Consider the following 1879-nt stretch of genomic DNA (forward strand, 5'->3'; position numbering starts at 1 on the left):
GGCCTCGACTTCCTTGAGGATACGGACGATCTGTTCTTCAGAAAACTTCGACTTCTTCACGTAGAGCTCCTTGCGGTGGAAACTCTACTTCCAACTGGCTCGAATCAGCGAGGATCTTTCAAAGAGATCAGGCCCTGAGAAGGCATTGCGGGATGTGTTACTCCTGGATCTGGCGGATGCTACTGGATGGAGGGCGGGCAGCCTGAGTAGCGTCCCAGTTGCCGCTTTCAGTGATGAGGTGATCGCGTTGGCGCAGAGTTCCAACGAGGACCATATCTGGGTAACGCCGGCACTTCAGAAATTTGGCTATCAGGCTGCCTTCAAGGTTCCGTTCCCGTTGGCAGTCAGGATCAATCGGTACTGCAAAGACTCGAGGGCCGAACTACTTCGCAAGCTTGGAAAGGACGAGTCAACCGCAAACGGATTTCTGTTCCTCTCGACTCGATCGGCCACTCCGCTCGATCATGAGTACATATCTCGTATCGTAGGTTCGGCGCTGACTGCGATTGGCGTCCAGCAACGCGCAGGCGCGCATGCCGTGCGGCGAAAGTTCGCGGACGACCTAACAGCCGAACACCACGCCGTTCGCAAAGCCTCGGGCCTTAGCACGGCGCCGGAAGACGTGCTTCGACCAGTCGCCGATGCGCTAGGACAGCAGAGCCTCCACAGCCAAGAAAGCTACCAGCGAGTCGTGATGTCTGACGTCGAAATGAGCCACGAGCACAAGTTGAGACAAGAACTCCAGAAGCAAGGCTCAGAATTGGCGGCGAAGGATCATGAGATCGCAAGACTCCGCAAGCTGTTGGTAAAGAGCTCATCCTGATCCGAAACTAGTGCCAGAGACATCGTTCGCACGCGGCGGCACCTCCGCCTCGATGGAGTGAAGTACACACGAACTTAACGACGAACCGCTTTTTCACAAGCTCATCAACTGCCGAAGGCGGTCCTTGATCTCGTATAGGTTCACCGAGAACTGCTCGGCATCCTGCGGGTGGATCACAATCACCAAGCGATCTGAGATTTTGCCTTCCGCAGACGCATTCACAAAGGATTCTGCAATCAGTTCTGCGACTCTGCTCCTCGGAACATTGAGGCGGCCTCGTCCGGTTCCCATCAGCGGTACGGCAAGTTCTTGGAGTTCGCCCGCCTGTCGAACGTATTCCCAGAGACCGCCAAGTGCCTCCTCAACATCACGGAGTGTGCTTGACGCGTTTCCTTGGGAGTTCAGCGTGGACATTGCAGTGAGATAAAACGTCTTCCCATGCGTTGTGATCGGAATGGTTGTTCCCATCGGATAGGGAGGCGACCCTTTACATCTCTGAAGACCCTTGCGAAGTTCTTCGATCAACTTATGCTGATTGCCCGTGAAGTATCGAGCAGTAAACTGCCCCTGCAAACTGTTCGGTGAAATCTTGCCCCCGGCCACGTCGGCCTCAAAAACAGAATTGGTGCTAATGACAATGGCACCAGTCACGTTAAACAAATCTGCAATCCTCACCTCAACACACACACCTCTATGCGGAATTGGCACCTGCACAGACTGAATTGGGCGCCGGAAGAAAACTGCAAGTGCAATGGAACATCCAAAGAAAATAACAAATGCATAAGAGGCGTATTTGTCTCGAGTGTAGACGTTGAAGAAATCGAGGGTCTCTACGAGCAGCCAAATCGCCCCAAATATGCTAAGTACCGCCTGCATCCCCCCAAGCGAAAACAGTACATAACGCCAATAGGCCCTGCTGAAAATAGAGCTAATGGGTTCTACCCCGATGACTCGGACACTTTCGAGAAGGCCGATAATGGCCGCAAGGAGTGTTCATGTCGAAGCGAAGGAAGTTCAGTCCAGAGTTCAAGCGCGGGGCCGTTGAGCAGGCCCGCC

2 protein-coding genes are annotated in these 1879 nt (G+C 53.9%); one reads left to right on the top strand and one right to left on the bottom strand.

The window, feature by feature from the left end; all coding sequences use genetic code 11:
* Positions 1–70 precede the first annotated feature (70 nt).
* A complete protein-coding gene (locus E4T66_RS21220; RefSeq protein ID WP_136852148.1) occupies positions 71–823 on the top strand; it encodes a hypothetical protein in 753 nt (250 codons plus the stop codon).
* A gap of 93 nt (positions 824–916) precedes the next feature.
* Here E4T66_RS21220 and E4T66_RS21225 read toward each other — a convergent pair whose 3' ends face one another.
* A complete protein-coding gene (locus tag E4T66_RS21225) occupies positions 917–1699 on the bottom strand; it encodes a macro domain-containing protein (RefSeq protein WP_136852150.1) in 783 nt (260 codons plus the stop codon).
* Positions 1700–1879: the final 180 nt, after the last annotated feature.

It is taken from the genome of Sinimarinibacterium arenosum, from assembly GCF_005047655.1.
GTDB lineage: Bacteria > Pseudomonadota > Gammaproteobacteria > Nevskiales > Nevskiaceae > Solimonas.

Bases quoted from the DNA above. Each gene is read 5' to 3' on its own strand.
- E4T66_RS21225 (WP_136852150.1), bottom strand. From the start codon at position 1,699: ATGCAGGCGGTACTTAGCATATTTGGGGCGATTTGGCTGCTCGTAGAG.